The sequence below is a fragment of the Campylobacter concisus genome (assembly GCF_002913945.1).
Lineage (GTDB): Bacteria > Campylobacterota > Campylobacteria > Campylobacterales > Campylobacteraceae > Campylobacter_A > Campylobacter_A concisus_P.
This window is the reverse complement of the sequence record NZ_POZK01000034.1, coordinates 23282-49472: the sequence shown is the minus strand read 5'-3', so window position 1 is coordinate 49472 and position 26191 is coordinate 23282. Positions and strand designations below refer to the sequence as shown.

Here is a 26191-nt window from a genome sequence, read left to right as displayed (position 1 = left end):
AAAAAACTTTTAGTTTTTATATTAGTTTGTCTAATCTATTATTTAATCATAATAGACTGGCTCAATCGATCACTTGTTTAGATTTCAAAGATTGACTAATAGTTTAACAATTGTAAGTTAAAAGAACTTTCTGCTCTGCGTTTTGCAAAACAGAAAGTGAAGTATATAGAAGTGATGCTTAAATACAGATAAAAATCAGGCTAATTTTTAAAAACCCATAAAGAAATTTTGAAGTCCAACTTTTCCATTAAATATAATATCTTTTTTGTTTGGATCATATTTAAATTCACTTATTACTTTTTTGTCCTCTTCTTTAAAATATCCAGCAGATATCAAAGTAGGCTCAACAAAAGCTACTTCTGGCACTAATGTATCAAAAAAATTCGCCAGACTTTCATCGACACTTATTTTTCCGCTAAGAGATAATTTATCAAAAATTTCTGACTGATTTGTCCCCTTTTTAAAGCCATTTACTGCTGCATCCAAATTTAGCTTTAAAGTCTTATCTCCTTTTTTAAAGCTTAATGTATCTATTTTTATACTTGGATTCTTTTCTAAGATTTGATCTATTATCTCATCAAGATTTAATCCAGCTAAAACATTATAATTTTCTTCATTATTTAAATTATTAAGCTTGTCTAATACATTATTTAATGCAGCCACATTGATATTTGCGATTTTGCTATCAAAGACAAAATCTGTATATTTTACTTTATCAACTGCTACTATACCTATTTTTATAACATCGTCTGATCTTCCAAGATCATTTGAGATTTCAAATTTTGAGTCATACTTAAAGTCATCTATCAAAATATTACTTATATCATTAGATGCGAAAGACACCCTTTTAAATTTAACTTTTGCTAAATAAGGTACAAGCTGGCTTTCTAAAATTTTTGAAATCTTAACTGGCTCTTTATAACTTGAGTCAATATAAAATCCTTCGATATTTAGATCAACTTTGTTGTACTCACTAAAATCTTTCAAAACAATCTTATCTGCTTCAACCTTTAAGCTGTTTATACTATCTTTTGAATCAAGCGTCATACCAATCTTTATATCTTTTGTATTAACGGCGGTTTTTTGCTTATCATTAAATTCAATATTGCTAAATTTAATATCCACATCTTTATCGCCAGTTAGGCTGACTTTTGTTTTAGTTGTTGCAATGACATTTGAGCCCATAAATGTTGCGATAATGTTTTTAATCATATCATTCTGGATAGAAATTTTTGAGTCTATTTCAAAGCCATCTATAAATGCAAGCACTGAGTGAGAAATTTCATTTTCTACTTTAAAAACCAAATCCTCATTTACATTTTTACCAAATATATTTTCCAAAAGATCTTTTGAAACACTAAAATCAAATGATCCTTTTGAGCCAAAAAAACCTTTTTTGTAATTGTTATTAGAAATTTTAAAGCCCTTAATATTGTTTAGATCATTCACTATCCTTTGATAGTTTTTCTCCACCTCATTTGAAGCAAAATAAACCGCTCCAATGGCTACCACGATAACTACGATTAAAGCAGATATCACCTTTTTCATGCTTTTCTCCTTTTTGTAATATGTTGTAAAAAAAACCAAATTCCAAGCAACAAACAAACCATAGCAAGAGGCATAATATATCCATGCTCGCCAAGGTAGTCGCTTGCACCTACAAAATAATCACCCGCTTTAAAGCTGGCAAATCCGATAATGACCGCCCAAAGCACTGACGAGATCAAATTTATAATGCTAAATTTATAAAATGAATATTTCGTAAGTCCAAGCGCGATAGGAACCAAAGTTTTGACGCCGTAGATAAATTTCTTGATAAATATTATCTTATCGCCGTGTTTTTTAGCCAAAATTCCTGCATAAGCAAGCTTTCTTTTATGATTTTTGATATAAGGCATAAGTGAGTTTTTATTAAATCTTGCGACATAAAAAATTAGTGTGTCACCGATTGTATTTGCCACAGCAGCGACAATTATACTAAGAGTGATATCCATCTTGCCAGCAAAACTTAAAATTCCAGCGGCGATTAATGCAACCATGCCACCACCAAGACTATAAAAAAACAATACAATATAGCCGTATGTTGAAACTGAGTTTATGATATCTTGCATTAATCTCCTAAAAGTTTAGATGCAGAGGCTATTAGCTGTTCATAGGCATAGCCACTTTGCTTTAAAATTTCTTCCCTTGCACTGATGACTGCTCCACCAAAGCTAGCTCCCGCAAAGAAACCATCATTTGCGGCATATGCGTAAATATCACTTGAAAATTTAAAATCGCTTACTTTACTGTAATTGCGTCCAATGTCACCAAAAGCTACTGAAAGCTTTGTATCAAGCGTGATCTTGGCATCTTTAATATCGTGGATAATGCTATCTTTAAATATAAAAAGTACAAGTGAACTATCTTCATAACCAAGCTGTATACCGATACTGCCGCCACTTATGCTAACTGGTAAAATTTCACTTGGCGAGTTAATGTTGCCAACAACCATGATGCCATCTCCGCCCATGCCACCAACTACAAAACCGACCTTTTTAACACTTGGAAAGATGATCGTCGCTTTTGACTGCTCGATTAGCTCTTTTATAGGAGCGTTTCTAGCGCCTCTCATAGTTGTTATAAACGAGTTTGCCGAATCTAGCACGAGCTCCTCGCTGGCAAAGCCAAGTGAGAAAAATAATAAAATTGAAAAAAGAAATTTCATATCTTGCCGTTATTTCGCAAAATCAACAGCGCGAGTCTCTCTGATGACGCTTACTTTTATCTCGCCTGGATATTGCACTTTACTCTCGATCTCTTGTGCAATTTCCTTTGCCACAAGTACAGCCTCATCGTCATTTATAAGTTTTGCATTTGCGATGACACGAATTTCACGACCAGCATTGATTGCATATGCTTGTTTGATTCCCTCTTTGCTTTTTGCGATGTTCTCGATCTCTTCAACACGTTTTAGGAAGCTCTCAAGCACTTCGCGTCTTGCCCCTGGACGGGCAGCGCTTAACGCGTCAGCCGCGCAAACGGCTGCACTTTCTATACTGGTAGCTTCTTCATGTCCATGGTGAGCATAAATAGCATTAATAACCACTGCGTGTTCTTTGTAACGTTTGCAAATTTCTGCTCCAAGATCGACGTGACTGCCCTCATACTCATGAGTTAGTGCTTTACCGATATCATGAAGTATGCCAGCTCTTTTAGCTAGCTTCTCATCTCCGCCGCACTCAGCCGCAATAATGCCAGCAAGGTGAGCTACTTCAAGGCTATGCGCAAGGGCATTTTGACCATAGCTTGCTCTAAATTTAAGCTTGCCTATTAGTTTTACTATCTCTGGGTGAATTTTGTTTAGACCAAGATCCATGACGATGTTTTCGCCCTCTTCTTGTATACTTTGCTCAAATTCTTCAGTCACTTTTTTGTGAAGGTCTTCTATCCTTGCAGGCTGGATTCTACCGTCTTCCACCAAAAGCTCGATCACTCTCGTAGCGATCGCACGTCTGTAAAGATTGAAGCTACTTAATATAATCGCATGAGGAGTATCGTCGATGATAATATCAACGCCAAGCACCATTTCAAGGGTCTTGATGTTACGTCCCTCTTTGCCAATGATCCTACCTTTTAGCTCATCGTTTTTGATATTTACGACATTTATTAGACGCTCAGCCGCAAATTCTCCAGCAAATCTTGACGTAGCTTGCGCCAAGATGTAATTAACCCTCTTTTTAGCCTCTCTTTTAGCCTCTTCTTCATACTTTCTAACGATGTGAGCGATATCCGCACGAGACTTCTCCTCGACCTTTTTAAGTACGACCTCTTTTGCCTCTTCTTCTGTTAAGCCAGCAGCGTGCTCAAGCACTCTTATCGCTTCTTCTACCTTGTTTTGATAAGTCGCTTTTAAATTTAAGCCCTCTTCGTAAGTTATCTTTGCGTCTTGCTTATCCTTTTCAAAAAGCTCTTTACTTTCGTTTAAAAGCTCTTGCTCATTTAGCAAAATTTTCTCTTTTTTGGTTAGCTCATCAAATTTACTTGCATACTCTTTTTGAAGCTTTGTCGTCTTGTCATCGTATTTTTTTTTAGCCTCAAATTCAGCCTCTTGTACTGAAATTTTAGAATTTTTAAGCGTTAGCTCAGCCTCATACTCGATAGCTTTTGCCTTTGCTTTTGCTTGTTCTAAGAAGATGTTGTAGTTTGCATCATTTATCTTTTTGGCGTAGAGATACCCTGCTCCAACGCCCGCCACACCGGCTCCTAAGCCTATTAAAACCTCTATCATTTATTCCTCTTTTTATATAATTTTTATTTGGGGTTATATAAAAGTCTGCTACCGCGTCTTGTGCATTTGAAAGCACATCTTTGGTATAAAAGTCTTTTATCTCAAGAAAAACTATCCGTTTTGGCTTAATGGGCAAAGAGTCAAAAAATCTATCATAAAATCCTTTTCCGTGCCCTATCCTAGCCATAGCTCCATCAACCCCAATCGCTGGAACTACTGCCATATCAAGTCTAACATTATCCATTTTTTTGCCAGATGGCTGTCTGACGTTAAATTTATAAGTTATAAATGGCAGTCGCAATCTTACCATCTTTAAGCTAAGACCTACCATAAAAGGGGCAAAAATTTCACATTTACGTGATAAATTTCGCCTTATTTTAAGCACATCAACTTCGTAGTTAAGTGGCAAATAAAACAATACTTTCTTAGAATTTGTAAAATTTATCAATTTTAAAAGCGTTTTTGTAGCTTTATAGTGCGAGCATTTGGCCTTAAATTTAGTAAGTTTCATCAAATTTGCTCTTGCATTTTTTCTAAATTCATTTTTTTCTAAATTAACGCTCATTTTATGCTCTTTCTTGTATAATCCTGAAATCTTATTCAAAAGGAAATTTATGACATTAAAACGAGCAATTATAACATCACTTTGCATTTTTGCATTTTTTGGATGCGGCGACGAGAACAAGCAAAAAAAAGAGCAAAATACAAGCGAACAAACGCAAGGCAAAATTTTAGATAAAAATGCTAGCAAAGATGAAAATTTAAGCAAAGACTCACTCACTCCAAAAATGAGTGAAAATGCCCAAGATAGCGAGATAAAAGAGATAAATCTAAAGCTGCTAAGTGGAGCAACTATGCAGATTACAAAAAGAAGCAATGGCTTTGATGTAAAAGATGGCAAAAAAGCAACTCTTTACGTATTTTTCGCCACTTGGTGCCCTCCGTGCAAGGCTGAGATCCCACACTTAAACAACCTAAGCGAGAAATTTAAAAACGAACTAGATATCGTTGGTGTGCTACTTGAAGACAAAAGTGAAGATGAAGTAAAAGATTTTGCTCAAAAATATAAAATAAAATACGAAGTAGCGGTTGGCGAGGGGAATTTTTTATTTGAAAAAGCGATGGGCGGCATAAAAGGTTTGCCTGCGTCAGCACTTTTTAAAGCAAATGGTGACTACGTTCAAGGCTACATCGGTCTTGTGCCTGAAGAGATGCTTGAAAATGACATAAATAGGGCTACAAAATAATGCTTGATTTTCTAAAAAAAGGCCTTGAGAAGACTTTTGGAGCGATAAGCTCAGCGAAGAAGTCGAAAAAGATAGACAAAGAGAGCTTAGAAGAAATTTTGCTTGAAGCTGACGTAGCCTATGAGATCGTGGAAGAAATTTTATACTACTTGCCACCACAAGATGAAGTGAACAGAGCCGATCTAAGGCGCGTTATGAGCAGCTATTTTATCTACGAAAATGAGCGTGTGATCGAGCCTGATAAGCCATTTGTCGATCTCATCCTTGGCGTAAACGGTGCTGGCAAGACGACCACAATCGCAAAGCTTACAAATTTATATAAAAATAACGGTAAAAGCGTTATTTTAGGCGCTTGTGATACATTTAGAGCTGGGGCGATCGAGCAGCTACACCAATGGTCAATTAGGCTAAATGTGCCAATAGTCGCCACACAGCAAGGGCATGATCCTTCGGCTGTTGCTTACGATACGATTAGCTCAGCCCTTGCAAAAGGTATCGACCGAGTCATCCTTGACACAGCCGGTAGACTTCAAAACCAGACAAATTTAGCAAACGAGCTAGAAAAGATCGTTCGTATTAGCAAAAAAGCTTACGAAAAAGCACCTCACCGAAAAATTTTGATTCTTGATGGCACGCAAGGTAACGCCGGAGTTGCGCAAGCGAAAGCGTTTAACGATATTGTCTCGCTTGATGGTGTCATCATCACAAAGCTTGATGGTACCGCAAAGGGTGGAGCGCTATTTGGCGTGGCAAGAGAGCTTGAGCTACCTATATTTTATATAGGTGTTGGTGAGAGCATGGATGATATCATCAAATTTAACCCAGACGAGTTTTTAGACGAGCTAATGGACGCCATTTTTGAGTAGAGTAAAATTTCTTAGCAAAATTTGCTTTTTCGCTGCTCTTTTGGCGATCGATTTTCTTGCATTTACTCAAAAAAGTCCTACTATCATCGAAAATTCGTGGGACAAAGCAAACCATTTTTTAGCTTTTTTCGTCCTTTATATACTGCTCTACTTTGGCTATGAGTTTAAAATTTTTAAAAATTTAGCCCTACTTTTAGCCTTTGGTGTGCAAATAGAGCTCGTTCAGGCATTTTTACCAAACAGGGGCTTTAGCCTACTTGACGTCGTAGCTGACATGATCGGAGCGGCTTTTGGACTAACGATAGTTGAAATTTTAAAAAGGATAATTTATGGCAAAAGCAAAGCCAGTTTTTGAGTGTCAAGCCTGCGGTAATCAACAGGCGAAGTGGCTGGGTAAATGCCCACAATGTGGGGCTTGGGATAGCTTTGTCGAGCTTAGTCAGCAAGAGATAAAGATAAGTAAAGAGATAGCAAAAAGCACCGGAGCACCTAGCAAAGCCATAAGCATCGACGAAGTTGAAATTCAAAATTTCACGAGATTTAGCACCAAAGATAGCGAGCTAGACCTTGTTCTTGGTGGCGGTGTTGTGGAGGGCTCACTCGTTTTAATAGGCGGTAGTCCAGGCATAGGCAAATCAACTCTGCTTCTAAAAATTGGCTCAAATTTAGCAAAAGACGGCAAAAAAACGCTCTATGTAAGCGGCGAAGAGAGTCAAAGCCAGATAAAAATGAGAGCTGATAGACTAAATGCTGTGGATAAAAATTTATACCTATTAACTGAAATTTGCCTAGAAGATATCCTGCTAGAAGTGCAAAAGAGCGACTACAAAGTGCTAGTAATCGACTCCATACAAACGCTTTATAGCCAAAATATAAGCTCTGCCCCGGGCTCAATCACGCAGGTTCGTGAGATCACATTTGAGCTGATGAGGCTTGCAAAGAGCCAAAATATCTGCGTTTTCATCATCGGACATATCACCAAAGAGGGCTCGATCGCAGGGCCTAGAGTGCTTGAGCACATGGTCGATGTGGTGCTTTATTTCGAGGGTGACGCGAGCAGAGAGCTTAGAATTTTGCGTGGGTTTAAAAACCGCTTTGGCTCGACAAGCGAAGTTGGTATATTTGAGATGAGTCAGCATGGACTGGTGAGTGCAAACGAGGTCTCAAGTAAATTTTTCACACGTGGCGGGGCTATGAGTGGTAGCGCGATAACCATCATAATGGAAGGCTCAAGGGCGCTTAGCATCGAAATTCAGGCGCTTGTTTGCGAAAGCGCCTATCCAAAAAGAAGCTCGACTGGCTTTGAGAGAAACCGCCTAGATATGCTGCTAGCACTTCTTGAGCGAAAGCTAGAAATTCCACTTGGGCACTACGACGTCTTCATAAACGTTTCAGGTGGAGTTAAGATAAGTGAAACTGCGGCCGATCTAGCCGTCATTGCAGCGATAATCAGTAGCTTCAAAAACCGCCCTATTAGCAAGGATAGCGTATTCATCGGTGAGCTAAGTCTAAACGGCGAGATAAGAGAAATTTTCAACCTCGATCAGCGACTAAAAGAGGCAAAAACGCAGAAATTTAAAAATGCGATCATCCCAAACAAGCCGCTTGACACGCAGGGTCTAAAGTGCTTTTACGCCAAAGATATCACGCAAGTGCTTGAGTGGATGTAAATTTATCTTGCTAGCGACTTAATATCAATACTTTGCTGGCTAAACCATATTTTTTATCTTTTGCATAAGTCTTAGGATATCTATGCTTTTTTCTTTGAAATTTAAATTATAAAAATTCCATTCTTTGCTTATAAAATACCTATGCCCTCTTATCCACTTTAAGCTTTGCCACTTTTTCTAAAATTTCAAACATACTCTTACCACTATCAAATTCACTCTTTATAAATTTATAAAGCTCTTTAAATCTCTCATCGGCTTCAAACTTATAGGTTTGAGACTTTTTAGTAACCTGTATAGGTGTAAATTTCTTCTCTTTTTTATCTTCTTCGTTTTGTGCTTCAAGATCATTAATGGAATTTATAGTCTCTTTTGCTAGCTCCTCATCAAGCTCTAAACCAAAGCGCTTTTTTAGTGCAAATTTAGTCCAATTAGCTTTAAACTCATCAACGCTCATATCGCTATCAAGTAACTTAGCTGTTTTTGTTCCGCCAAAGGTAAAGTCAGAGAAACCATGCTTTCTGGTATATCTTTTTATAAATTCGTTAACAGATAAAGTCTCTGAGTCACCAAAAGCTCTCTCAAGCCCCAAAGCACCGCTATCATCTATAAATTTCTGTAGCTCATCTATCTTATCTTTTGAAAAAGTGTCGTCATAGCCCATAAGCTTGCCAAGTATGCTAATCCTTGCCTCTCCTTCACCTTTTACGAAGCCGGTGAGTGAGTGCTCATATCTGTCGTATTCTCTTGCTTTAGCTTTATCGTCTAGGCTCATATACTTAGGAAATGTCATACCATGACCCATATCGTTACTAAGTATCTCGTTGATATCGTTAAATTTAAAGCCCATCTCTCTTGCTATGTTCTCTCTTGAGAGGTAGTTAGTAGTTGGGAGATTATTAGAAATTTGCATTTTACTATCCTTAGTTTCTTTGGCTCCATTAAATCTTAATTAAAGATATCGTCTTTTCTTTAAAAAATTTTATAAAAATACGTTTTTTAAATTTATCAGAAGTAGCTAAAAGATATTAAAAAGCTTTGTAAAAATGCATAAATTTTAGACAATCATCACTGCAGCTACGGCAAATCCGCCATCGTGAGTTATACTAAGGCTTGCTTCTTTGATATTAAAATTTGTATAAATTTTTGTGCTAAATTTTATCTTTGGTGCGTTTTTTGCGTCTTTGCTAAGCTCAATGTCTAAAAAACCACACTCTTTGCTAATACCCACACCAAGGGCTTTGCTAGCTGCTTCTTTGGCCGCCCAAAATCCAGCCAAAGTCGCATCGTTTTTTGCTAGCACGATCTCGTCATCACTAAGAAATTTTTTTAAAAAAAGCTCGCCATAACGAGCTTTAAGTCTAGAAATTCTATCTATTTGAATGATATCAATGCCTATCATTGCACCACAAAATCAGTAAAAAATATGTTTTTGATGTAGCCATCATTTAGCACTTCATTTAACTTACCCACGATCTCATCTTTTAGCCTATCTTTGCCCTTTGTAGTGCTTACTTCTTCGTAGGTTTTTGATGAAAGTGTTCTTATAATAATATCTCTTAAAAGTGCTTTTTTCTTATCAAGCTCAGGAGTTAGCAACTCATCGCTTTGCTCCATATCGATCTTTGTTTTAAGAAATCTTGAGCCATTTTCGCTAAGCAAATTTACAATAAACTGATCAAGCGGATATATCGGCCCCATATTTGAATAGTCGTTGCTACCGTGCTTTGCTTTATTTTGAGCTGGCATGGACTGCGTTTGAGTCTGAGCTGGTGCTTGCATCATGTTTGCCTCTTTTGGCTCGTCAGAACTAAGCATCAAAAACGCGACTAGCCCTCCAATAACTAGCAGCAAAACAAATATCGCAATGATAATTATCATTAATGCACCATTGCCACCTTTTTTTGCTTTTTTCTCTTCAACTTCTTCAGCCATCTTTCCTCCTTTAAGTTTTGGCTATAATTATACAAAAAATTCGCAAAAATGAGAAAAATGATACATAAAACAAATGCTGCTAGAGCTTTAGACAAGCTAAAAATTAATTATGAAATTTTAGAGTATGAAGTTGATTTAAACGATCTTTCAGCCATCCACGTAGCAGCTAGCACTAAGCAAGATATAAAGCAAATTTACAAAACTATCGTTTGTGAGTGTGAGCCTAAAAATTTCGTTGTTGCTTGCTTGCAGGGCGATTTGGAGCTTGATCTAAAAGCACTTGCTCACGCGTGTGGCGCCAAACGCTGCGAGCTTATAAATTTAAAAGATCTAGAAAAGATCACTGGCTACATTAGGGGCGGCTGCTCACCGCTTGCTATGAAAAAACACTTTGTCACATTTATCGATGAACGTGCAAAAGAGCAAGAGTACGTGCTAGTAAGCGCTGGAGTGAGAGGCAAACAGATAAAAATAGCACCAAATGATCTTTTAAAGGCTTGCGAGGCAAGTTTTGCCAATATCGCTAGGCTAGCTCTTTAAAAACTCTATAAATTTAAACTTCTCGCCTAAAAACTCGGGTGAAAGTAGAAATTTCGCCTGTTTAGCTGCATTTTCATAGGCTTGCTTGCTACCTTTTTCAAGCACCAAAGATAAAATTTTATCCACGCCAAGATCACAAACTAAAGCTTCGTTTTGTTTTTTAAATTTAAGCATCTCAAAGCCAGTCTCACTAAAAGCCTCTTTTACTTGCTTAAAGCAAAGGCTATATGTTAGATCCGAGCTTTTAAAATATGGCTCGAGGTTTGAAATTTCAAACAAAGAAAAAACTTGATGATCCTTAAAAACTCTTAGGCTAAATTCATTTTTTGGCTCAAATTCTCCGTAGTCAAAGCTTAAAAATCTCACCTTTTTTGCTGCACTTGCAAGTTGGAGCGCAAATTTAGCGTAGCTAGTTGATATCTCGCCCTTTTTTATGCCAAATTTTTTTGCAAGAGCTAGTAAATTTTGATCCGCCTTTTGCCAGTGAAATTTTAGATCGCTATCCACAAAAAGCATATTTTGTCCATCTATCACCTCGCAGCTAAATGCGTCAAGTAGCTCATTTGAGATGACAAAAATTTCATCAAATGCACACTCGTCTAAATTTTTATAGTGTTTTATTTTGATATCATCGCCAAAGCGTTTTGCAAAAGTCTCAAGCTGTTTTTTACGTAAAATTTCATGAGGTTCGATGATGATAAACTCCAAATTTGGCAAAATTTCTGGGTTAAGCGTAAAAATCCCTTGTGCAAAATCAGCTAGCATATCGCCAGAGTTTGCACCAATCTCCACAATCTTACAAGAGCTAGAAATTTCGCTGTTTTTAAGTAGTTTTAAAAAGTAGTTTGCAAGGCAAGCACCAAAAAGATAGCCAACGCTTACATTTGTGTAAAAATCGCCCTTTTTGCCGATATCTACGCCAAATTTATAGTAGTTTTCATTGACCCAGATATCAAAAAACTCGCTAAATTTCATAGATCAGGTAGCTTCCAGCCTCTATAAAATGCAAACATCCTAACTGTAATGCCAGCAGCGAGCAAGAGCATAGTAAAAAATATATTGGTTAGGCCTAGATGATATAGCACAAAGTAAGCAAGCCCCACACCAAGGCTTATCGTGCCGTAAAGTCCGGTGCGTAAAAACCATGGAATTTCATTTAGCAATATATCTCTTAAGATACCGCCGCCAACGCCGTTAAAAAAGGCGATCATCATCACGCCAAAGATGTTGTAGTTGTACTCAATAGCAACCATTGCTCCAACGATCGAAAAACAGATAACATCGATCGCATCGGCAAAGATGAATACAAATTTTCGCTCCAAACCTTCTCTTTTTATGTGTAAATTTGCCGCTCTTGAAACAATCAACATAAAAATAACAACGCTTACTGGCATATAGTGCGTAAATGAATAAACTGCCCTACCAACGAGCATATCACGCATGATACCGCCACCAAGTGCAGTCAAAAATGCAGACAAAAAGACTCCAAGCCAATCACACTCCTTTTTTACTGCAAATAAAAACCCGCTAAGTGCAGCTGATGCGATACCGACGTATTCGACAAAAAGTATTAAACTCATATTTTTTCCTTAAAAGGTCGCATTCTATAATGAACTCTCATAAAAAATCATTAATAATATTTTTACCATTAGTTTATTTTAGGCTATAATAACGAAAATTTTAAGGAAGGAATTTTAATGAAAAGACTATTAATCATATTTCTTGCTGGTTTATTTTTCACGCCATACCTAAATGCTGATGTGATCCAAAATCAAAAGCTAAAAAATGCAATAAATATTTTAAACGCTTTTGGTACAAGAAATTTAAAGCCAAACACTAAATTTGAAGGCATAAAAGCGATCGCCATAATCCCTGATGTGACAAAAGTAGGCGCTGTTGTAACTGGCTCTACAGGTAAAGGCGTATTTATCGCTAAAAACGATGATGGTGAATGGTCAAGCCCATTTTTTGCAAATTACACATCTGGTAGCATAGGCTTACAGCTTGGTTACAGCTCAGCTGATATGATTATCTTATTTAAAAATTCAGAAGCTTATGCAAATTTATTTAATGCAAAAGATACGATCAGCCTAAAAGCAGAAGCAACTGGTGGCGTTGGTAATGAAGTAGCGATCACAAGTGATTTGCCTGAAATTTCAGCATTTGCTGAGGAGCGTGGCAAGACAAGTGGTGCTTTTGTAGGCGTTAGCCTAGATGTGGCAAGGCTTAAAATAAATATACAAGATACAAATGATTACTATGAGCGAATGTATGATTTTGAAAATATCTACAACAATAGCCCAAAAGCTAGCAAATACACTCTGAAATTTAAAGAAATAATCTCAAAATACTTCTTATAGCTCAAATTTCTTGGCTCATTAAGTGGGTCAAGAGCTCTTTTTATTTTTACTTTTTTGATTAATTTTATAGAAGTTATGGCTTAGCTTTTTGCTAAACCATAAATAGTGAAACAAAGCGTTTTTTAGGGATTGGAGAAAATTGAGTCATATACTCAAACGCTTCTTCGTAATCGCCATCTGTATATTGTGCAACTTGTTCGATAAGCTCGTAAAGCTCCTCATCGTCCATAGAATCAAAACTGCCTCTATTTTCTAAAACCTCTAACAAAACGGCGTCTAATTCAAGCTCGTCGTAAGTCATTTTATTCCTTAATTTTGATTTAAAAAATGCGACACTATACCAAAACAATCTTATAAAATACTTTACTTGAAATTCGTAAGAAATTTTATGCTTTTTTTATAAGTAAAGTTGTAAAATCCTTATATTCATTATCATTTTAGTTAGGTTTTTGTGGATAATTTTGAACTATTTTATAAGCATTTTAAAGAGTTTTTGGAAGCCTTTGGACAAAAAAGCTCAGAGTTAAAAGAACAAATTTTGCATGTACTTTTCATTAGTAACTCTCATCTAAGTGCTCAAGAAATTTCTTCAGAAATTTACAAAATCCACAAGAATGAAATTTCAATGACATCAATTTACTCGTTTTTAAATTTTCTCGAAATGCATCATCTTGCAAACTGCTTTGAAGAAAATGGAGTAAAGAAATTTGAACTAAATTTAAAATCATCGCACGATCATTTGATATGTGAAATTTGTGAAAAGATAGTTGATTTTGAAGATGAGATGATAGAGCAAAGGCAAGAGCAAATTTGCAAAGAAAAAAATTTTAGTGAGCAGTCGCATACAATGATACTTTATGGTATTTGCAGTGATTGCCAAGAGAAAAATGAAAATTAAATTTTATCATTTCATTTTACTTTTTGATAATGAAAGACAAAAAAATTTCAGATTTATTTAAGCTATGAAATAGATAATACGCAATTAAAAAAAGGATGAAAATGGATATAAAAACACAAACTTTAGCACAAGTTGCAAGCTATTTTTCAATGATAGCTCACACAAACGGTAGATTAAGAGTAAGAGTTAGTCCAAAGATAAAAGAGCTAAGCAGCAGCGTAAATTTAGCTAGCCTAGATGATGTGATAGCTCAGATAAATGGTATAAAAAATGTAAAATTTAACAAGCTAATCGGCTCTGTAACGATCGAATATGATCATGAAATTTTTCCAAAAAACCTTTGGGAAGATCTCTTAAAAGGACAAAATTTAGAAGAGATTTCAACTAGAGTAAATGAAGTTGCAAAAGAAGTGAAATATGCTTAATGAACTTTTAAATGCATCATATACTAGCGAAAAGAACGCACTTAGCTTATATGAAAATTTAGCTTCATTTGGTGATGTTTTTAACGAGATCGCAAATATCAGAAAAAATGCAATCATCTTGATAGAAAAATTTGCGAGCACACATGATTATGAGCTTGCTTGCGAAAATGAAGCTATATTTTTGCCAGCAAAAAATAAAGAAGATGCGCTGATACAAGCTTTAAACTATGAGTTAGAGCTAAATAAAATGTATGAAAAATTTTGTGAAAGCTTAGATGATGAAGAGCTAAAAGATCTATTTTTTAGACTTTGGGCTACTTCAAATAATGAATATGTCACCTCTTTAAAACAACGCTTAAAAGAAATTTATAGTGGCTGTGAAATAAAAAATGAGCTAAATTTAAACGAAATTTCACAAAATTTTGAGCAAAATGGCATAACAAATATTTTAGAAAACTATCAAAATGACTTTAATGAGATAACTAAAAGCTTGCAAAATATCGCAAGTGGCAAGGCTGATAAAAGCGAGTTAGCAAAGATAACCAATAATCCAAATTTCTCGTTTTTTAGCGGACTTGCGCTTGGGGCATTAGGCATTTCAGTAGTTAGCAAAAATTTTAATAAGGATGAAGAAAATGAATAATTTACAAAATCAAACAAAGAAAGGATTTAAAATGGCATTACCATTTTTAGCAGGTTTAGCAGTAGGCGGTTTAGCAATAGCTGCTTGGAATAAAAGAGATAAGATCAAAGAGTACGCCCAAGATGGCTTTGATAAAGGCAAAGAGGCCGCAAAAGATCTTTACAAAAAAGGTAAAAGCGTTGCAAAAGATGCAAAAGACTTTATAGTAAAAGAAGAGAAAAAGGCAAAACGCGGTGCTAAAAAAGTAGAAAAAGAGGCTGAAAAAGTGGTAAAGAAAACAAGAAAACCACGCGCTAAAAAGCCAGCTGCTCCAAAAGCTATCACACCAAACGATATAGCTTAAGGATAGAGAATGCAAGAAAATAGTCTTTTTACACTTTCAAGCACAAGACTTCCATTTGATCACTTCATCAGCGGAGCTTTAATCGCTGGTATGGGCGCAGCTGCACTTGGCTTTAGCGACTATCTAAATAATAGAGCAACTAAAAAAGATATTACTAAAAAAATAGCAAAATACGCTGTAACAGGTGGTTTTGTAGGTGCTGTTGGCATTCATGCTTCAAATTTAATAGCACAAAAAAAATATCTAAATGCAGCAGCTTTTACAGCAGCTGGTATCGGCGGTCTTTTGATAGCAGAAAAACTAATAAAATTGGAGAGTAAATAATGAATAACCCTTACATCAATGAAGAAAACGTAACAAGTGAAACTGCGGCTAACAATGCAGCAGCTACTCAGCCAAGCGCAATCGATAATGCAATAAACAATGCAGCTCAAAATTTACCATTTGTACCTGAAAATTTTAATGCTGCTGGCTTTGTAAAAGGTCTAATTTTAGGTGGTATCGCAGCTTATGTACTAACTAATCCAAAAGCACAAGAGTGCGTATTTAAAGCGATTATCAAAGGTGGCGAGCTTATAAATGCTGGCATAGAAGAACTAAAAGAGCGTTTTGAAGATGTCAAAGCAGAACTTGACTCACAAAAATAAGATCACTCTAGCTCATAAGAGTAAAAATAGAGCCAGGTTTATTTGCGAGAGCCTAAACGCTAGAAGCGACGTCAGCGCTATCGAGGCTGCGATCTCGGAGCGAACTGATGCACTAAGTGTTCGTGTAAATAAATACGCAAAAAGTATTATCGTTGAATACAATAAAAACTACGATAAAATTTTAAACTTTATAAAGAGCTATGAATTTCCAACAAAGGCAAAAGATCCAAATTTGCCAAGCAAGGCAAATATCTACAAAGCTGCTGCTGCACTTGGTATAACGCCATTTATGAGTAATAAAACTCTAAAATCAGCCGTGACTCTTTATGCCACAGCTCCAAATTTAATAGAAGGTGCAAAAGAGCTAAGGCATGAGGGCATCACATCAAAAGTACTTGAGGCAACTGCCATTGGCACTAGTCTAGCAATGGGCGATCATTTAGCAGCAAACAGCACAAATTTGATGATAAATATCGGTGAATATATGGAAGAAAGCGCTAGTCACAGAAGTGATGATCTCATCAAAGAGCTAGCAAAACCAAATATCGAAGAAGTCTGGGTTGAGAGAAATTTAAATAGTGAAAAGACGCTTGAAAAAGTAAAAACCGAAAATTTGAAAAAAGGCGACATCGTAGTAGTAGGAGCTGGTGAGACGATAGGCGTTGATGGTTATATCGTTGAAGGTAACGCCGATGTAAATCAAGTCTCAATGACCGGAGAGGCTGAGCCTATACCAAAAGCTAGAGGCGACCGTGTTATAAGCGGTACCGTGGTTGATGAAGGTAGGATAAAAATTTGGGCTGAAAATGTAGGCAGCGACACAGCGACAGCTAGGATCAAAGAGTACATACAAACTTCACTCAATGAAAAATCAGCCATTGGCGTAAAAGCATTAAAACTAGCCGATAAACTTGTGCCAGTTACGCTCTCGCTTGCTGGACTTTCATACATTATAAATAAAAATATGAATAGTGTTGCTAGCGTACTTCAAGCAGACTACTCTTGCGCATTAAAGCTTGCTACACCAGTTGCTTTTAAATCAAGCATCTCAAAAGCAGGCAGAAACGGCATTCTTGTAAAAGGTGCAAAAGCGATCGAGGCTTTAAGCTCAGTTGATACTTTTGTATTTGACAAGACGGGCACTCTGACACACGGACGCCTAAGTGTAGTTGAAATTTACTCATTTAAAGAGGGCTTTTCTCAAAATGATATATTAAATTTAACTGCGAGTGCTGAGGAACACTACTTTCATCCAGTGGCCGAAGCAATAGTTGAAGCTGCAAATAAGCGTGGTTTCCACCATATTCATCACGATGAAGTCGAATTTATCGTAGCTCACGGCGTAAAAACTGCGATGCACGGCAAAGAGGTAGTTATCGGTAGTAGACACTTCTTAGAAGATGACGAGATGATAAGCTTTAAAGCTCATGAAGCTTTAATAAGCAAAGCATTAAATAGCGGACTAACCTTACTCTACGTAGGATATGATAAAGAGCTAGTTGGAGTCATTGCTATGAAAGACGATATGAGAGAAAACGCAAAAGACATGGTGGCAAAACTACGCAGTCTTGGCGTAAAAGAGGTCGTCATGCTAAGTGGCGATATCAAAAGCAAGGCCGAAGAAGTAGCACGTGAGCTTGGGCTTGATAGGGTCTATGCGGAGTGCTTACCAACAGATAAAGCAGCTATCATCGAAGAGCTAAAGAGTGAGGGCAAAAAGGTAGCCTTTGTGGGAGATGGCATAAATGATGCTCCAAGTCTAACTAAGGCAAATGTGGGCATAAGTATGCACAAGGGTGCTGATATAGCTAAAGCGACGGCAGATATAAGTCTTTTAAAAGACGATATCATGAGCGTAGCTCTCGTAAAAGAGCTTGCAAATAAAACAATGGATTTAATTAGCTCAAATTTCCGCTCAACCGTCGGCGTAAACACAGCTATACTAAGTGCTGCGACACTTGGTATGTTAAATCCAATAGCAACTGCCATGCTTCATAATGGCACAACGATTTGGCTTTTATTAAATTCAATGAAGGGCGTAAAATTCAAATCAAAATAAATTTGAAAGGGTAGATGGTGCTTGATAGTTTTTTAAATTTTTTAAACGGCAAAATGGACGTAGCCAACGACTTTTTATATGGATATTTTTTAGTCATTATTCTTGTGGCTACGGGAATTTATTTTAGTTATTTGACTCGTTTTGTGCAGTTTAGGATGTTTTTTGAGGCTTGCAGAGTCTTAGTAGAAAAAAAAGACAAGTACAATAAGCACCATTTAACGCCATTTCAAGCACTTATGATCTCGACTGCTTCGCGCGTTGGCATAGGCAATATCGCTGGAATTTCAGCTGCTATCGCTGCGGGCGGTCCGGGTGCTCTTTTTTGGATGTGTTTGATGGCATTTTTAGGATCAGCTTCAGCTTTTATAGAGAGCACACTAGCACAAATTTATAAGACAAAAGACGTTTTTGGATTTAAAGGCGGTCCAGCTTATTACATCAAAAATGGCCTTGGCATAAAGTGGTTGGCTTCGCTTTTTGCGGTAATTCTCATCATCACCTACGCATACGGCTTTAACGGACTTCAAAGCTATACCATGACATCAGCTTTTGAAATTTACTACGACAAAGCTGGCAGCAACGTTAGTTTTGCACAAAGCGGCCTACCTATTGGCATCGGCCTTATTCTTACGGCATTTGCGGCGGTAATGTTTTTTAGCAAAAGTCACATCATCGGTAAAGTAAGCTCATACATCGTGCCGTTCATGGCACTTGCCTACATCTCGCTAGCACTTATTGCTATCGTTTTAAATTTCAAAGAAATTCCTGATGTTGTTAAGATGATTTTAGAAAATGCCTTTGATTTTAAAGCGATATTTGGCGGATTTGCCGGCAGCGTGATCGTAATAGGCATCAAAAGAGGCCTTTTCTCAAACGAAGCTGGCATGGGCTCAGCTCCAAACGCAGCAGCCGCAGCACATACTAGCCACCCAGTAAAACAAGGCCTAGTTCAAGCAATGGCAGTCTTTATAGACATGACTATATGTATCGCTTCTGGTATGATCGTGCTATTTTCACAGGCCTATCTTACGAAGCAAACTGGATCAAGTGGTGAGGTGCTAACAGCACTTCCTCTCGTTCAAGCCGCTATGAAAGAGTATTTTGGTGAATTTGGAGTTCATTTTACCACTCTTGCAGTCGTACTTTTTGCCATCACTTCGCTTATTGGCAACTACTACTACGCTCAGGCAAATATGAAATTTTTAACCAAAAACCACAAGCTTACATTGCTATTTAAGATAACAGCTGTCGTTATGATATTTATTGGTGCTCAGATGAATTTAAAGCTCGCTTGGAATATCGCTGATATCACAATGGCTGCAATGGCAACTATTAATATTATCGCTATATTCTTACTTTCAAAAGTAGTGATAATAGTAGTCAAAGACTACGAAGCTCAAAGAAAAGCTGGGATAAATCCAGAATTTGACCCAGAAAGTCTTGGCATCAAAAATACAAGTTGCTGGAATAAAAACTAAATGGAGAAGAATTTGAAAAACGATACAAAAATAAGTGGCAAACTACTTGACATAAATACTCACAGAAAGGTAGCAAAGGTCGGTATGGGCGTTACTTTAGCGACAGTTTGCTTAACGGCACTTTGCATGAATGGCAGAGGTATGAAAAAACTACACACAGTTTCAGGCATTGCATTTACTTGCTTTGCTCTTTATCATGCTGGACTTTATGATAATGGAGTCTTTAAAAAAATGATAATAAAAGCAAAAAATGAGGCAAAAAAGGCATAAAATGATACTTAGCGACGCAGAAATTCTAAGCTATATAAACGAAGATATACCTTACTTTGATCTTACTACGTCGCTTCAAAATATCGATAAAAAAGCCTCACTTGAAATTTATTCACGCGATGAAATTTGTGTTAGCTGCGTTGATGTAGCCGCAAGTGTTGCAAGGCTACTTGGGTGCGAGAGTAAAATTTTTGTGCAAAATTCTCAAATTTGCAAAGCTGGCGATGTGATCATAAAAATTTATGGCAGCTACGAAGATGTGCATAAGGCTTGGAAGTTAGCTCAAGTCGCACTAGAATATGCCAGCGCCATCGCAACTTATACAAACAAAATGGCAAATGCCACAAAGTGCGTCAATGAAAAATGTGAAATTTTAGCAACCAGAAAGAGCTTTCCATTTGCTAAGAAATTTTGCGTAAAAGCAGTACTTGAAGGTGGCGGTAAAATGCATAGATTTGGGCTTAGCGATAGCATTTTATTTTTTAAAAACCATATAAAAGCTTATGCAAATTTTGATGAATTTGTATCTATTTTGCCAGAATTTAAAACCAAAATGGTTGAGAAAAAAATCTGCGTTGAAGCTGAAAATTTAGACGAAGCAAGCAAGCTTTTAAAAGCAAACTGCGACGTTGTTCAGTGTGATAAATTTAGCCAAGAGCTTATCAAAAACGTACTCTCTTTAAGAGATGAAATTTCGCCAAATACAATGATCATAGCAGCTGGCGGCATAAATTTAGCAAATGTAAAAGATTACGCAAATGCCGATGCAATAGTAACATCAGCGATGTATTCAAAAGGCGTTGCTGATATCAGCACCAGACTTGAGATTTTATAAATTTTTACAATGACCGATACAGCAAAACATCTATCAAAGTTAAAAATTTACAGAAAATGCATTTTGGCTCTGGAATTTGAACGATACGCAACAAAAAATTAACATTTTTTATTTCAAATTTATCTCATAGCTACAAGCAAAAATACAAACTAATAAAGTTAAATTTTCTAATTTGTTTTCTCTAAAAAATAAGGACACTCATATCTTGCTTTATACCACGTGCATAAAACTCAATCAAATTTTAAAATTTACAAACAAGTATATCACGCTTTTAAATTCAGTAACAAACGATAACGAGTGAGTAAAATTTAGAATTTGCCTAGAAATTTTCAAATTCCAGGCAAATTTCACTCAAATTTACTCTCTAACGACATGTAAAAACTGCATGTGTTTGCGGTATTGCTCGATGACGTCGTTTATCAGCGTAGCTTCGCTCCAGCCAAGCACATCGTAGTCCTGACCGCCCTCTTTTAGATAGACTTCAGCCCTATAGTAAAGATCATCGCCGTCAAGCTCTCTGGTGTAGTCTGGGCTCTGGCTTTTGGTGAGATAGACGCCATATCTAAAGTCCATCTCATCGCCAAGACCGACGTTTAGATTTACAAAATTTTCGCCATTTGTGACCCTTGCTTCAAGGCCGTTTTTAGCAAATTCCTCTTTTAGCTCGTTAAACGCTTTTATCACGACTTCGTTTAAAAATTTCTTGCCATCTTTCTTGCCTGGAAGCGTGATGATCGCACTTAGGCGCTCTTGCCACGGCTTTGAAAGATCGCTAAGAGGCATGTTACTAAAGTTATTTGTCTCTTTTTTGGTTACATCCACGCGAAGCGCCTTAAATAGCCCGTAAATAGCACCAAGTAGCACGATCGCAAATGGCAGTGCTGTGGTGATAGTAAGCGCTTGAAGTGAGGCAAGTCCGCCAGCTAGCATCAAAAATGCCGCCACGATGCCCACTGCAACGCCCCAAAAGACCTTTTGCCAAACTGGCGTATCGTCTTTGCCGTTTGAGCAAAGCATGTTCATAACGATCGCTGCAGAGTCAGCAGAAGTAACGAAAAATATGACGATCATAAAGACTGCGATCACGCTTAGCACGCCTGAGAAGCTAAATTTTTCTAAAAACATAAATAGTGCTGAGGCTGAGTCAGAATTTACGGTCGTTGCTAGCTGGCTAAAGCCATTTTGCACGAGCGAGATCGCTGAGTTGCCAAAGAAGCTCATCCAAGCAAAAGTAAAGCCAGTTGGCACTAAAAGCACGCCTATGACAAATTCTCTTATCGTCCTGCCTTTTGAAATTTTAGCGATAAATAGCCCCACAAACGGCGACCATGAGAGCCACCAAGACCAGTATAGCAGCGTCCAGCCGCCAAGCCAGCTATCATTTTGCTTCTCGTAGGCGTAGAGGTTAAAAGTGTTTGAAATGAGCGTAGAGACGTAGTCGCCGCTGTTTTGCACAAACGACTTTAAAAGCTGCGTCGTATCGCCCAAAAATAGTATCAAAAACATAAAACAAATAGCTAGCGCGATATTTGCATTTGATAAGATTTTGATGCCCTTATCCACGCCACTTGCCGCTGAGATGGTTGCAGCTAGACAAAGCACTATTAAAAGCGTGATATGCATGGTTGGCAGCCCAAAAACGTGCGTAAGGCCAGCATTTACCTGAAGCACGCCATATCCTAGCGATGTCGCCACACCAAAAAGGGTCGCCACGACAGCAAATGTATCGATGGCGCTACCTATCTTGCCATAAATTTTATCTCCGATGATCGGATAAAACGCTGATCTAAGCGTGAGTGGCAAGCCGTGCCTATACGAGAAAAAAGCAAGTATTAGCGCCACGATAGCATAAACTGACCAAGCGCCCATGCCCCAGTGAAAGAACGTGATATTCATCGCAAGCTTTGCTGCAGCGACGCTTTGCGGGTCGCCAACTGGTGGGTTTAGATAGTGCATGAGTGGCTCAGCCACACCAAAAAATACTAGACCTATGCCCATGCCAGCGGCAAAAAGCATAGAAAACCACGAGATATTTTTGTGTTCTGGCTTTACGTGATCGGCTCCTAGCTTGATCTCGCCAAGCTTGCTAAAGCCAAGGATGATGACGCTAAGAAGTATAACGGCTACGGCTAGGATGTAAAACCAGCCAAATTTTGCCGAGATATAATCTTGCATACCCTTAAAAAATTCATTTGAGAAATTTGGAAATATCGCTGCAAATGCTGTTATGAAAACTATAACAATAAGCGATGGGATAAATACTGAATTGTTAAATTTTGATCTTTGAAATTTGATCATTTTTCCTCCTTTTTGTAAATTTCAGCTTCTTTTCAAACTAACAAAAAAGAGTAAATAGGTCAAATTTTCTCTTTAAATTTTTTATGAAATTTTAAGCTTCAACCACCAAAAATAGCCACTTTGAAATTTATCTCAAGTCTCTTTCATCTCTCTTTGGTTTTGCAAGAGTTGTTAGCACTATGACGAAAAAAGCGATGCCAAATGTGATATACAAGATGATCTTTGGCGAGTCAAACTCTATCCTAGATCTTGCGACCTCTTCGCCGCTTGCCTCCACTAGCTCGCCGCGCTTTATCATCTGGCTGATATCTTTTGCGCTAAGCTCTTTAGACGGCCTTGTTAAAATTTCAATCACGCTAAGATCAGCCACCTCATAAACGCTATGCTTTATGCCATAAAATGGCTTTATACTGCTAAAAAAATAGACCTTATCGCCATTTGCATAGACTGCGCCATACTCGCCATCTTTTACCAGCCCTATCTCACGCCAAGAGCTGCTTGGGGCAAATTTATATAAAGAGACAGTTTGCGCCACTAAGTGCCTGCCGTGCTTTGAGCGCTGCCACTCTTCGCCTTGCTGTAAAAAATAGGCTGAGCTCTCATCTACAAAAACGTCAGCATAGAGCCTTTTTAGCTCGCCTTTTAGCTGATAGTCTGAAATTTTAGCCTGCTCGTTTTTACTGCCATCCCAAAAGTAAATTCCATCTTTACTGGCAAAAAGAGGCCAAAACGAATGCACGTTATCCACGCTATAAATGGCGATATAAGGCATATTTTGAGCGCTAAATTTATGCTCATTTGCAAACACAGCCCCACTTTTTGGCTCAAAAAGATATTCTATATCGTGCTTAGCATCGTAGCATATCCGGCGCGTCTCATCTCCGTAGCCAGCATCAAGCCTATAAAAGCCCATAAATAAGCTTTTGCCATCTGTGTAATATCCGCTAGCAGCGCCACTTTCTGTCGTGATGTATCTTAGCTCGCTAGGATCTGCGTCAAGCTTTTCGCCCTTGTAGTAAAGCGTGCTGCCGTCTCTTGCAAAACCAGCGTCAAAGATAGGCTCTAAATTTGTGCTTTCGACCCTTTTTGTCCTGTAAAAATAAGGGCTATCATCGTAGCTTTTGATAAATGTGTGAGCAAGGCTTTTCATAATGGCGCCAAATTCGCTAAATCCTGACTCTTTCTCACTTCTAGTAGCGCAATAATAGCTTATCTTGCTATCACTTATATAGCCATTACCAAGCACTTTGGCACTTTTTGGATCAAGACCAGGCAAAATTTCTCTAGCGCAATAGACATGATTTTTATCAGCCCCTACGTTTGAGTAGTCATACGCGTGTTTTAGCTTCAAGACCCTAAAACTAGCCTCATCGACGCCTTTTAGCTCATACTTGCCACTACCTGAAATTTGAACATAAATTTTACCTTCTGGTGAGCGGTAAAACTCACTACTATCGATGTTTGCAAAGCTTCTTTGATACTCGCCCTCATGCCAGAGATAAAGCATCACCAAAACAAAAAATAGCGTCAAGATGACTAAAAAATAAACAAATCTAATAGTAATTTTTCTCATTATCTATAGTCATCCACCCTTTTTTTAAGCTCGCTTTTTTGATTTTTATTTTTAAAAATAGCGCCAACCACCGAGAGCACAAATGCGATGGCTAAAAATATCCAGTAGGCATATTTTTGTGAGTAATCATCAAAGTCGCTTATCGCATCGATCACCACCTCGCCCTCAGCTGGCACCATAGCGCCTTGATCTACCATTTTTACTATCTCATCTAGTTTTAAATTCTCAACATTTGAGTCATAAGGACGAGTGAGGATTTCAACCACGCCAAGGTCGTTTATATCATAAACGCTGCTGTTAAAATGCCAGCCGTAGCCGACGTTATCAAAATAATAGGTCTTATCGCCGTTTGCATAGACCGCTCCGTAGCCATCGTTTCTAACAAGCCCTATCTTTCGCCACTGCTCTTTTGTATCGAGCCTTACGATAGACGTGTGGCGTGAGCTTAGGCTGTGGTCATTTTTTGTGTTGTGCCAAATTTCATAGGTTTTTAAAAAATATGTCTTGCCATCACTTATCACCACGTCGCCATATAGCGGCGTTATCTCGCCTTTAAACGGATCGTCTCCGTCTCTTACAAACTCGCCCTCATCTATGCTGTTATACCACTGCCACTTTCGCTCCCAGTGATAGATACCGCCTTTGCCACGAAAGAGCGCATGATAGGAGTGCTCATCTTTTAGGTTAAAAAGTGGCTCGTATGGGGCAAATTTTGGGTCAAATTCATGATCGTTTGCATAGACCATGCCAGAATTTGGCTCATACAGATAGTGAATGCGCCATATCTCGCCGATATCACGCATTTGCGGGCTAAATTTGATCCCTAGTTTTGTGCTGTCATAATAGACATTTTCTCCGTCAGTCGTGAAATGCATGCTCTTTCTGCCAGATATCTGCTCGATATATCGCATCTTGCTGGCATTTGCGCCATCTAGCTCTTTGCCCTCATGATAGACCTTTACTCCGTCGCTTGCGTAGCCAAAGCCCAAGATCGCTGCTAAATTTACGTTATCAACCTGTCTAAATTTATAGATATGAGTTTGCGCTTTAGGCGTATCAAACATTTTATGTGAGAAGATGTCCCAAAACTCTTTAAGTGCGGATATTTCAAGGTTTGTCTCGCTTACGCTATCACAAAAATATGTGATCTTGCCATCGCCAAAATAGCCGTTGCCAAGCGCTCTAACGCCATTTGGATCAAGCCCACTCATCACGAGGTTACCGCAATATACCGCCTCATCGCTAGCGCCAACGTTTCTGTTGTCGTATTTGCCGGTGTCAATGTATCTAAATTTGCTGGCCCTCACGCCTATTAGCTCAAATTTACCGCCGCTTGGTACCATGGCATAGACCTTGTCATCTTTGACGTAAAAAAAGCTATTATTTAGCTCTTTACTATCGCCAATGTCGTCATCTAAAATAGAAACTAACCCAAAGATAAAAAAGTAGGTAGCAAAAAATATCACAACAATGGCGATCACTACAGAGATTAGCGGATGTTTTTTTAACATTTTAGCTCCGTTTTAAACAAATTTAGCGACCTCATCATGCCGCAAACCTTTCATGTATTTAAATTTCAAAACACCTATCCAAATATAAAATATCTAAAAATCAAAAACTGATAATATACTACTCTAACTACTGTATTTAATAGCCAAACAACATATAATGCCAAAATAGCTCCAATAATACTAAATTTCTTCAAAACCCCATAATAAATCACCATCAACAAAAAAAGAGAAAAGCAAAAAAACATAATCATAATCATATAAAATAAATTTTTCAACCTTTCATATAAGTCCGAATTTTCTCTATTTGTCGCGATTAGCCTAATGGT

Annotated in this window: 30 protein-coding genes; 16 read left to right on the top strand and 14 right to left on the bottom strand. The window is 37.6% G+C overall.

Annotation, left to right across the window (positions count from 1 at the left end):
- Positions 1–207: 207 nt before the first annotated feature.
- The 5 genes from CYP64_RS07600 to CYP64_RS07580 are packed head-to-tail and all read right to left on the bottom strand — an operon-like array spanning position 208 to position 4835.
- Positions 208–1548: a DUF945 family protein gene (locus CYP64_RS07600; protein WP_103649285.1), complete on the bottom strand. Its 1341-nt coding sequence runs from the start codon at positions 1546–1548 to the stop codon at positions 208–210.
- On the bottom strand, positions 1545–2111 hold the full coding sequence (locus CYP64_RS07595) for a DedA family protein (protein WP_021091280.1): 567 nt from the start codon (positions 2109–2111) through the stop codon (positions 1545–1547). Before CYP64_RS07595 ends, CYP64_RS07600 begins: the two co-directional genes overlap by 4 nt.
- Positions 2111–2707 (bottom strand): lipid-binding SYLF domain-containing protein, encoded by a 597-nt coding sequence (locus tag CYP64_RS07590; RefSeq protein ID WP_054196777.1) that lies wholly within the window; start codon positions 2705–2707, stop codon positions 2111–2113. Before CYP64_RS07590 ends, CYP64_RS07595 begins: the two co-directional genes overlap by 1 nt.
- Positions 2708–2716: 9 nt before the next feature.
- The gene (gene rny, locus CYP64_RS07585) at positions 2717–4270 is read right to left on the bottom strand and encodes a ribonuclease Y (RefSeq protein ID WP_103649284.1); all 1554 of its coding nucleotides are present in this window, start codon (positions 4268–4270) and stop codon (positions 2717–2719) included.
- Positions 4191–4835 carry a 5-formyltetrahydrofolate cyclo-ligase gene (locus CYP64_RS07580; RefSeq protein WP_103649283.1) on the bottom strand — a complete coding sequence of 215 codons (645 nt, stop codon included), beginning with the start codon at positions 4833–4835 and terminating at the stop codon, positions 4191–4193. The genes rny and CYP64_RS07580 overlap by 80 nt, the downstream gene beginning before the upstream one ends.
- Positions 4836–4884: 49 nt before the next feature.
- Here CYP64_RS07580 and CYP64_RS07575 point away from each other — a divergent pair, with 49 nt between their 5' ends.
- The 4 genes from CYP64_RS07575 to radA are packed head-to-tail and all read left to right on the top strand — an operon-like array spanning position 4885 to position 8053.
- Complete coding sequence (locus CYP64_RS07575; protein WP_054196779.1) at positions 4885–5517, top strand: TlpA family protein disulfide reductase; 633 nt, start codon at positions 4885–4887, stop codon at positions 5515–5517.
- On the top strand, positions 5517–6383 hold the full coding sequence (ftsY, locus tag CYP64_RS07570) for a signal recognition particle-docking protein FtsY (protein WP_103649282.1): 867 nt from the start codon (positions 5517–5519) through the stop codon (positions 6381–6383). The genes CYP64_RS07575 and ftsY overlap by 1 nt, the downstream gene beginning before the upstream one ends.
- Positions 6376–6738 carry a VanZ family protein gene (locus CYP64_RS07565; protein ID WP_103649281.1) on the top strand — a complete coding sequence of 121 codons (363 nt, stop codon included), beginning with the start codon at positions 6376–6378 and terminating at the stop codon, positions 6736–6738. The genes ftsY and CYP64_RS07565 overlap by 8 nt, the downstream gene beginning before the upstream one ends.
- Entirely contained in the window at positions 6713–8053 is a 1341-nt protein-coding gene (gene radA, locus CYP64_RS07560; RefSeq protein ID WP_103649280.1) for a DNA repair protein RadA, read from the top strand. The genes CYP64_RS07565 and radA overlap by 26 nt, the downstream gene beginning before the upstream one ends.
- Before the next feature lie 139 nt (positions 8054–8192).
- Here radA and CYP64_RS10355 read toward each other — a convergent pair whose 3' ends face one another.
- The 3 genes from CYP64_RS10355 to fliL all read right to left on the bottom strand — a co-directional run bounded on the left by CYP64_RS10355 (position 8193) and on the right by fliL (position 9985).
- Entirely contained in the window at positions 8193–8963 is a 771-nt protein-coding gene (locus CYP64_RS10355; protein ID WP_103649279.1) for a hypothetical protein, read from the bottom strand.
- Between the two features lie 144 nt (positions 8964–9107).
- Positions 9108–9452: a holo-ACP synthase gene (gene acpS / locus CYP64_RS07550; protein ID WP_103649278.1), complete on the bottom strand. Its 345-nt coding sequence runs from the start codon at positions 9450–9452 to the stop codon at positions 9108–9110.
- Entirely contained in the window at positions 9449–9985 is a 537-nt protein-coding gene (gene fliL, locus CYP64_RS07545) for a flagellar basal body-associated protein FliL (RefSeq protein WP_103559249.1), read from the bottom strand. Before fliL ends, acpS begins: the two co-directional genes overlap by 4 nt.
- Before the next feature lie 57 nt (positions 9986–10042).
- Between fliL and ybaK the strand changes: the two genes are divergently transcribed.
- A complete protein-coding gene (gene ybaK / locus CYP64_RS07540) occupies positions 10043–10525 on the top strand; it encodes a Cys-tRNA(Pro) deacylase (RefSeq protein WP_103649277.1) in 483 nt (160 codons plus the stop codon).
- Here ybaK and CYP64_RS07535 read toward each other — a convergent pair.
- On the bottom strand, positions 10514–11500 hold the full coding sequence (locus tag CYP64_RS07535; protein ID WP_103649276.1) for an SAM-dependent methyltransferase: 987 nt from the start codon (positions 11498–11500) through the stop codon (positions 10514–10516). The genes ybaK and CYP64_RS07535 overlap by 12 nt on opposite strands.
- Positions 11497–12105 (bottom strand): trimeric intracellular cation channel family protein, encoded by a 609-nt coding sequence (locus CYP64_RS07530; protein WP_103649275.1) that lies wholly within the window; start codon positions 12103–12105, stop codon positions 11497–11499. The genes CYP64_RS07535 and CYP64_RS07530 overlap by 4 nt, the downstream gene beginning before the upstream one ends.
- A 117-nt stretch (positions 12106–12222) precedes the next feature.
- Here CYP64_RS07530 and CYP64_RS07525 point away from each other — a divergent pair, with 117 nt between their 5' ends.
- Positions 12223–12885 carry a lipid-binding SYLF domain-containing protein gene (locus tag CYP64_RS07525; RefSeq protein WP_103649274.1) on the top strand — a complete coding sequence of 221 codons (663 nt, stop codon included), beginning with the start codon at positions 12223–12225 and terminating at the stop codon, positions 12883–12885.
- Positions 12886–12976: 91 nt separating this feature from the next.
- On the opposite strand, the gene CYP64_RS07520 is transcribed toward CYP64_RS07525, so the two are convergent.
- Positions 12977–13186 carry a hypothetical protein gene (locus CYP64_RS07520; RefSeq protein WP_002942234.1) on the bottom strand — a complete coding sequence of 70 codons (210 nt, stop codon included), beginning with the start codon at positions 13184–13186 and terminating at the stop codon, positions 12977–12979.
- 150 nt (positions 13187–13336) lie between these two features.
- On the opposite strand from CYP64_RS07520, the gene CYP64_RS07515 reads away from it, so the two are divergent.
- The 10 genes from CYP64_RS07515 to modD all read left to right on the top strand — a co-directional run bounded on the left by CYP64_RS07515 (position 13337) and on the right by modD (position 20483).
- Positions 13337–13783 carry a Fur family transcriptional regulator gene (locus tag CYP64_RS07515; RefSeq protein ID WP_103625170.1) on the top strand — a complete coding sequence of 149 codons (447 nt, stop codon included), beginning with the start codon at positions 13337–13339 and terminating at the stop codon, positions 13781–13783.
- A gap of 101 nt (positions 13784–13884) precedes the next feature.
- Positions 13885–14208 carry an HMA2 domain-containing protein gene (locus tag CYP64_RS07510; RefSeq protein ID WP_021091233.1) on the top strand — a complete coding sequence of 108 codons (324 nt, stop codon included), beginning with the start codon at positions 13885–13887 and terminating at the stop codon, positions 14206–14208.
- Complete coding sequence (locus CYP64_RS07505) at positions 14201–14851, top strand: ferritin-like domain-containing protein (protein ID WP_103589311.1); 651 nt, start codon at positions 14201–14203, stop codon at positions 14849–14851. The genes CYP64_RS07510 and CYP64_RS07505 overlap by 8 nt, the downstream gene beginning before the upstream one ends.
- Positions 14852–14882: 31 nt before the next feature.
- A complete protein-coding gene (locus CYP64_RS07500; protein WP_051288446.1) occupies positions 14883–15194 on the top strand; it encodes a hypothetical protein in 312 nt (103 codons plus the stop codon).
- Between the two features lie 9 nt (positions 15195–15203).
- Positions 15204–15518 (top strand): hypothetical protein, encoded by a 315-nt coding sequence (locus tag CYP64_RS07495; RefSeq protein ID WP_103649273.1) that lies wholly within the window; start codon positions 15204–15206, stop codon positions 15516–15518.
- Positions 15518–15841 (top strand): oxidoreductase, encoded by a 324-nt coding sequence (locus tag CYP64_RS07490; protein ID WP_103649272.1) that lies wholly within the window; start codon positions 15518–15520, stop codon positions 15839–15841. Before CYP64_RS07495 ends, CYP64_RS07490 begins: the two co-directional genes overlap by 1 nt.
- Positions 15825–17900 (top strand): heavy metal translocating P-type ATPase, encoded by a 2076-nt coding sequence (locus tag CYP64_RS07485; protein WP_103649271.1) that lies wholly within the window; start codon positions 15825–15827, stop codon positions 17898–17900. The genes CYP64_RS07490 and CYP64_RS07485 overlap by 17 nt, the downstream gene beginning before the upstream one ends.
- A 14-nt stretch (positions 17901–17914) precedes the next feature.
- Entirely contained in the window at positions 17915–19378 is a 1464-nt protein-coding gene (locus CYP64_RS07480) for an alanine/glycine:cation symporter family protein (RefSeq protein ID WP_258032986.1), read from the top strand.
- A gap of 12 nt (positions 19379–19390) precedes the next feature.
- Entirely contained in the window at positions 19391–19648 is a 258-nt protein-coding gene (locus CYP64_RS07475; RefSeq protein ID WP_103649269.1) for a helicase, read from the top strand.
- 1 nt (position 19649) lies between these two features.
- On the top strand, positions 19650–20483 hold the full coding sequence (gene modD / locus CYP64_RS07470; protein WP_103649268.1) for a ModD protein: 834 nt from the start codon (positions 19650–19652) through the stop codon (positions 20481–20483).
- 357 nt (positions 20484–20840) lie between these two features.
- On the opposite strand, the gene CYP64_RS07465 is transcribed toward modD, so the two are convergent.
- From CYP64_RS07465 to CYP64_RS07455, 3 genes are all read right to left on the bottom strand, one after another.
- On the bottom strand, positions 20841–22781 hold the full coding sequence (locus CYP64_RS07465; protein WP_103649267.1) for a BCCT family transporter: 1941 nt from the start codon (positions 22779–22781) through the stop codon (positions 20841–20843).
- Between the two features lie 127 nt (positions 22782–22908).
- Positions 22909–24354, bottom strand: a complete 1446-nt coding sequence (locus CYP64_RS07460; RefSeq protein ID WP_103649266.1) for a DKNYY domain-containing protein — start codon at positions 24352–24354, stop codon at positions 22909–22911.
- Complete coding sequence (locus CYP64_RS07455) at positions 24354–25865, bottom strand: DKNYY domain-containing protein (RefSeq protein ID WP_103649265.1); 1512 nt, start codon at positions 25863–25865, stop codon at positions 24354–24356. Before CYP64_RS07455 ends, CYP64_RS07460 begins: the two co-directional genes overlap by 1 nt.
- Positions 25866–26191 lie beyond the last annotated feature (326 nt).

What these genes read in the sequence shown, in the direction of transcription:
- CYP64_RS07535 (WP_103649276.1), bottom strand. Translation starts at nt 11,500, where the DNA reads ATGAAATTTAGCGAGTTTTTTGATATCTGGGTCAATGAAAACTACTAT.
- CYP64_RS07490 (WP_103649272.1), top strand. Translation starts at nt 15,518, where the DNA reads ATGAATAACCCTTACATCAATGAAGAAAACGTAACAAGTGAAACTGCG.
- CYP64_RS07525 (WP_103649274.1), top strand. Translation starts at nt 12,223, where the DNA reads ATGAAAAGACTATTAATCATATTTCTTGCTGGTTTATTTTTCACGCCA.
- CYP64_RS07595 (WP_021091280.1), bottom strand. Translation starts at nt 2,111, where the DNA reads ATGCAAGATATCATAAACTCAGTTTCAACATACGGCTATATTGTATTG.
- ybaK (WP_103649277.1), top strand. Translation starts at nt 10,043, where the DNA reads ATGATACATAAAACAAATGCTGCTAGAGCTTTAGACAAGCTAAAAATT.
- acpS (WP_103649278.1), bottom strand. Translation starts at nt 9,452, where the DNA reads ATGATAGGCATTGATATCATTCAAATAGATAGAATTTCTAGACTTAAA.
- ftsY (WP_103649282.1), top strand. Translation starts at nt 5,517, where the DNA reads ATGCTTGATTTTCTAAAAAAAGGCCTTGAGAAGACTTTTGGAGCGATA.
- CYP64_RS07465 (WP_103649267.1), bottom strand. Translation starts at nt 22,781, where the DNA reads ATGATCAAATTTCAAAGATCAAAATTTAACAATTCAGTATTTATCCCA.
- CYP64_RS07500 (WP_051288446.1), top strand. Translation starts at nt 14,883, where the DNA reads ATGGCATTACCATTTTTAGCAGGTTTAGCAGTAGGCGGTTTAGCAATA.
- CYP64_RS07460 (WP_103649266.1), bottom strand. Translation starts at nt 24,354, where the DNA reads ATGAGAAAAATTACTATTAGATTTGTTTATTTTTTAGTCATCTTGACG.
- CYP64_RS07520 (WP_002942234.1), bottom strand. Translation starts at nt 13,186, where the DNA reads ATGACTTACGACGAGCTTGAATTAGACGCCGTTTTGTTAGAGGTTTTA.
- CYP64_RS07575 (WP_054196779.1), top strand. Translation starts at nt 4,885, where the DNA reads ATGACATTAAAACGAGCAATTATAACATCACTTTGCATTTTTGCATTT.
- fliL (WP_103559249.1), bottom strand. Translation starts at nt 9,985, where the DNA reads ATGGCTGAAGAAGTTGAAGAGAAAAAAGCAAAAAAAGGTGGCAATGGT.
- CYP64_RS07580 (WP_103649283.1), bottom strand. Translation starts at nt 4,835, where the DNA reads ATGAGCGTTAATTTAGAAAAAAATGAATTTAGAAAAAATGCAAGAGCA.
- CYP64_RS07510 (WP_021091233.1), top strand. Translation starts at nt 13,885, where the DNA reads ATGGATATAAAAACACAAACTTTAGCACAAGTTGCAAGCTATTTTTCA.
- rny (WP_103649284.1), bottom strand. Translation starts at nt 4,270, where the DNA reads ATGATAGAGGTTTTAATAGGCTTAGGAGCCGGTGTGGCGGGCGTTGGA.
- CYP64_RS07455 (WP_103649265.1), bottom strand. Translation starts at nt 25,865, where the DNA reads ATGTTAAAAAAACATCCGCTAATCTCTGTAGTGATCGCCATTGTTGTG.
- CYP64_RS07530 (WP_103649275.1), bottom strand. Translation starts at nt 12,105, where the DNA reads ATGAGTTTAATACTTTTTGTCGAATACGTCGGTATCGCATCAGCTGCA.
- CYP64_RS07480 (WP_258032986.1), top strand. Translation starts at nt 17,915, where the DNA reads ATGGTGCTTGATAGTTTTTTAAATTTTTTAAACGGCAAAATGGACGTA.
- radA (WP_103649280.1), top strand. Translation starts at nt 6,713, where the DNA reads ATGGCAAAAGCAAAGCCAGTTTTTGAGTGTCAAGCCTGCGGTAATCAA.
- CYP64_RS07600 (WP_103649285.1), bottom strand. Translation starts at nt 1,548, where the DNA reads ATGAAAAAGGTGATATCTGCTTTAATCGTAGTTATCGTGGTAGCCATT.
- CYP64_RS07590 (WP_054196777.1), bottom strand. Translation starts at nt 2,707, where the DNA reads ATGAAATTTCTTTTTTCAATTTTATTATTTTTCTCACTTGGCTTTGCC.
- CYP64_RS07505 (WP_103589311.1), top strand. Translation starts at nt 14,201, where the DNA reads ATGCTTAATGAACTTTTAAATGCATCATATACTAGCGAAAAGAACGCA.
- CYP64_RS07495 (WP_103649273.1), top strand. Translation starts at nt 15,204, where the DNA reads ATGCAAGAAAATAGTCTTTTTACACTTTCAAGCACAAGACTTCCATTT.
- modD (WP_103649268.1), top strand. Translation starts at nt 19,650, where the DNA reads ATGATACTTAGCGACGCAGAAATTCTAAGCTATATAAACGAAGATATA.
- CYP64_RS10355 (WP_103649279.1), bottom strand. Translation starts at nt 8,963, where the DNA reads ATGCAAATTTCTAATAATCTCCCAACTACTAACTACCTCTCAAGAGAG.